This is a genomic window from Candidatus Thermoplasmatota archaeon, from assembly GCA_018814355.1.
Taxonomy (GTDB): Archaea; Thermoplasmatota; Thermoplasmata; order UBA10834; family UBA10834; genus COMBO-56-21.
In genome coordinates, this window is the sequence record JAHIZT010000069.1 from 1 (window position 1) to 4630 (window position 4630).

The window sequence follows — 4630 nt, forward strand, 5'->3', positions numbered from 1 at the left end:
GTCAACATCGGAGGTGTGGTCAAGGTCCCGGAGGTCACGGAGTACGCCAAGACGCTCCCGAACGTGGTCTACGCCGAAAACAACCTGTACACCTGTTCCCAGGACACTCAAGAGAAGATCAAGGAGAAGGTCAAGGAGCTGAAGCTCAACAGGGTCGTGGTCGCGAGCTGCACCCCGAGGACGCACGAGCCGCTGTTCCAGAACACCATACGAGAGGCGGGCCTCAACCCATACCTGTTCGAGATGGCCAACATAAGGGACCAGTGCTCGTGGATACACATGCACGAGCCAAAGGCCGCGACGAAGAAGGCGAAGGACCTCGTGCGCATGGCTGTGGCGAAGTCCAGACTTCTGGAGCCGCTCGAGAACCTCGAGCTCAAGGTCAACCCGGCGGCGTTAGTGGTCGGCGGGGGCGTGGTGGGCATGACCGCGGCGCTCGAACTGGCAAAGCAGGGCTTCAAAGTCCACCTGGTCGAGAAGGAGAAGGAGCTTGGCGGGAACACCAAGAAGCTCTACTACCTCCCGACAGGCGACGATCCGGTCGCGTTCGCGAAAAAGCTCGACGCGGAGGTCTCCAAGAACCCGAACATTACCGTCTACACGAATGCGAAGATCAAGATGATCGACGGGTATGTGGGCAACTTCAAGACCACGCTCGAGTCTGGCGAGACCATGGAGCACGGGGCAGTCATACTTGCCATCGGAGGTCAGGAGTACAAGCCGACGGGAGAGTTCCTGTACGGCAAGAACAAGAACGTCATCACTCTGCTCGAGCTCAAGGAGAAGCTGCACAAGGGCGAGGCGAAGGGCGGCGAGTACGTGTTCATCCAGTGCGTAGGCTCCAGAGAGGAGGGGCACCCGAACTGCTCCAGGGTCTGCTGCACGGGCACGATGACCGCAGCAATCGAGATCAAGAAGAAGGATCCTAATGCGAAGGTCTTCGTTCTGTACAGGGACATCAGGACCTATGGGTTCAGGGAGAAATACTATAAGGAGGCCGGCCGGCTGGGCGTGACCTTCATCAGGTTCGAGGACAAGGAGAAGCCAAAGGTCGATGAGAAGGGCGGCAAGCTCGAGGTCAAAGTGAAGGACGAGGACACTGGCAAGGAGATCACCTTGAGACCAGACTATCTCGTCCTAGCGAGCGGCACGAGGGCACAGCCGGACGCCGGGTCTTTGGCCCCGATGTGCAAGGTGCCTCAGACGAAGGAAGGATTCTTCCTCGAGGCGCACATGAAGCTCAGGCCTGTGGACTTCGCGACCGAAGGCATATACGTGGCAGGCCTTGCCCATAGCCCCAAGTTCGTGGACGAGAGCATCGCCCAGGCGCTGGCGGCTGTCTCGAGGGCGACGACGATCCTGTCCAAGACGACGCTGGAGGCCGAGGGCATCGTCGCCAGAATAGAAGAGACCCTGTGCGACGGCTGCGCCATCTGTGTCCCGACCTGCGAGTACAAGGCATTGGATGTGGTGGCCGACAAGAAGGACCCGAAGAAGAAGATCGTCGAGGTCAATGTCGGTCTATGCAAGGGTTGCGGTGCGTGCGTGGGCTCGTGCCCTGCTGGGGCGCTGACGCAGATGGGCTACAGTGACTCCCAGATCTACGCCATGATCGATGCGATGTTTGAAGAAGAGAAACCGAAACAGGAGGTGAAGCAATGAGCACGGATGCCACGCACCATGCCGGCACGCACAGCGCTGAGGGCGAGAAGCCTTTCGAACCGAAGCTGCTTGTGTTCTGCTGCAACTGGTGCTCGTACGCGGGCGCGGACCTGGCTGGAGTCAGCAGGCTGCAGATGCCGCCATACTTCAGGACCATCAGGGTCATGTGCTCCGCCAGAGTGGACCCGGAATTCGTCCTGAGGGCCTTCGAGAGGGGAGCGGACGGCGTGCTCGTGGCGGGCTGCCACCCGGCGGACTGCCACTACATAGGCGGGAACTACAGGACCCGCAGGAGGATAGCCCTCCTGAAGATGCTCATCCAGCAGTTCGGGTACGACCCCGACAGGCTGAGGCTCGAGTGGGTCTCCGCAGGCGAGGGTGAGAAGTTCCAGAAGACCATCGTCGAGTTCACGAACACCATCAAGGAACTTGGTGTTTCACCTTTGAGAGGTGGTGAATGAGGATGTCACTCAGGGAGGCCAGGATACGAGCGGCACTGAGGACGGTCGAGGGCGAGAGGGTCAGGTGGCTCCTAGGAAAGAAAGGCGCCCTGCTCACCTCGGGAAACGTTTTCGGCGAGGCCATCTCGGAGCCGAGGTACGATGTCATCGTGCAGAAGGCTGCGGGCGTGGAGCTGGAGAGGAACCTCCTGCTCCAGGAGATGGAGGCTGGGCCGAGGACCGTGCACGAGCTGCACGATGCCACGGGCATCGCGAAGCCACAGATCGTGAAGCACGTGATCGCCCTCAAGAGATGGAGACTGGTCGAGCAGGCAGGCATGAAGGGCCAGTCGCCGCAGTACATGGCATCCCCGAAGAAGGGACAGCCTGAGAAGGGAGAGGTGAACTAACATGGCAGAGAAGATCAAGATCGCACAGTACTGGGGAGCGGGCTGCGGAGGCTGCGACGTCGCGCTCCTGGACATAGACGCGAAGATACTGGATGTCCATGCCATCGCAGAAGTGGTATTCTGGCCCATCGGATTCGATGGGAAGATCAAGGACATCGAGGCGATGCCGGACAAGAGCATCACAGTCAGCTTCTACAACGGCGCCATAAGGAACAGCGAGAACGAGCACATCGCCAAGATGCTGCGCCAGAAGTCGGTCGTGATGATCTCCTTCGGGTCGTGCGCATGCTTTGGCGGAACGCCCGGGCTCGCGAATGTAACGAACAAGAGGGAAATATTCGAGACCGTGTACAAGAACACGCAATCGACCGACAACCCGAACTTCGTTACTCCACAGCCGCACACGAAGGTCAAGGAGGGAGAGCTGGAACTGCCGGAGTTCTACGACTCTGTCAAGACTCTCGACGAGGTAGTCGACGTGGACTACTTCATGCCAGGCTGCCCGCCCACGGTCAACCTGATCGCGATGGCGGTAGACGCGGTCGCGCAGTACGTGACCAAGGGCACCCCGTTGCCTCCGAAGGGCACAATCATCGCGAGCGACAAGTCGCTCTGCGACGAGTGCAATAGGGAGAGGGTCGAGAAGGGCAGGAGGATCGAGAAGATCTACCAGGCATACGAGATCAAGCCCGACCCGAAGAAGTGTCTCCTAGACCAAGGCTTGATATGCATCGGGCCGGCGACGAGGGCCGGCTGCGGCGCGATGTGCCCCAACGCCCAGATGCCCTGCAGGGGCTGCATGGGCCCGACCAGGGGAGTCCAGGAGCAAGGGGCGAGCATGCTGAGCGCGCTGTCGTCCCTCCTGAACATCACGGACAAGGAGTCGTCGCTGAGCGAGGATCAGATCATGGAGCTCATGCTGCAGGTCAAGGACCCGCTCGGGACGTTCTACGCGTTCACGCTGCCGAAGTCCATGTTGAAGAGGATTGTGACCGAGAAGAAGAGGAAGACGGTGAGCTAAATGGCCGGACCTATCATCAATGACGCAACGACGAAAACGAAGGAACGGAAGATTACCATAGATCCTATCACGAGGCTCGAGGGCCATGGCAAGATCGAGATATTCCTCGACGCTGCGGGGGATGTGGAGAACGCATACCTGCAGGTACCTGAGCTAAGAGGTTTCGAGAGGTTCTGCATAGGCAGGCATGTCATGGAGCTACCAGTCCTGACCAACAGGCTATGCGGCGTCTGCCCGGCGGCACACCACCTCGCGAGCACTAAGACACTCGATGCGGTCTTCAGCGCGACGCCTACTCCCACAGCGATCAAGCTGAGGGAGCTGTTCTACATGGGGCAGTACACCCACAGCCACATAGCGCACTTCTACGCCCTCGCGGCTCCGGACTTCGTCCTCGGGCCATCCGCGCCAGCGATGAAGAGGAACGTCCTTGGAGTAGTGGACGCGGTAGGCGTACCGATCGGAGCCGAAGTCATCAAGCACAGGTCCTACGGACAGAAGGTGCAGGAGATCGTCGGCGGCAGGGCGACGCACCCGGTGTTCGGCTTGCCTGGAGGTGTGTCGAAGCAGATCAGCGAGGAGGAGCGCATGCAGATGGAGACCATGGCGAAGTCCTGCGTGGAGTTCGGCAAGTTCACCGTGAAGCTCTTCCATGATATCGTGCTGGCCAACAAGGATTACATGGACCTCGTGCTGAACCAGGATGCGTACTACCTCAACTCGTACTACATGGGCATGGTCGACAAGAACAACAAGACGAACTTCTACGACGGCGACATACGTGTCGTGGACCAGACCGGCAAGGAGGTACTGAAGTTCAAGCCTAACGAGTACCTCGACGTCATAGCCGAGCACGTCGAGCCCTGGACCTACATGAAGATGCCCTACCTGAAGAAGATCGGATGGAAGGGCTTCGTGACGGGCCCGGACAGCGGCATATACAGGGTGGGCCCCCTGGGAAGGATTAACGTCTGCAGCGGCTACACGACACCGCTTGCGCAGAAGGAGTACGAGTTCCTCGCGAAGACCGTGAAGGACCTGGGGGTCACCGGGCCGGTGAACCACACTCTGGCGTACCACTGGGCTAGGGTCATAGA

5 protein-coding genes are annotated in these 4630 nt (G+C 59.6%); all 5 read left to right on the top strand.

All coding sequences use genetic code 11. The annotated features are described in order from the left end of the window. On the top strand, positions 1-1662 hold a 1662-nt coding region (locus tag KJ653_04930), incomplete at its 5' end, for an FAD-dependent oxidoreductase (protein ID MBU0685176.1). After that, a complete protein-coding gene (locus KJ653_04935; protein MBU0685177.1) occupies positions 1659-2123 on the top strand; it encodes a hydrogenase iron-sulfur subunit in 465 nt (154 codons plus the stop codon). The genes KJ653_04930 and KJ653_04935, both read left to right, overlap by 4 nt. Further along, positions 2120-2512 (top strand): hypothetical protein, encoded by a 393-nt coding sequence (locus KJ653_04940; protein MBU0685178.1) that lies wholly within the window; start codon positions 2120-2122, stop codon positions 2510-2512. Before KJ653_04935 ends, KJ653_04940 begins: the two co-directional genes overlap by 4 nt. 1 nt (position 2513) lies before the next feature. Then, positions 2514-3533 (top strand): oxidoreductase, encoded by a 1020-nt coding sequence (locus KJ653_04945; GenBank protein ID MBU0685179.1) that lies wholly within the window; start codon positions 2514-2516, stop codon positions 3531-3533. Then, the coding region (locus KJ653_04950) for a Ni/Fe hydrogenase subunit alpha (GenBank protein MBU0685180.1) at positions 3534-4630 on the top strand (1097 nt) is incomplete at its 3' end. It lies immediately after the preceding gene.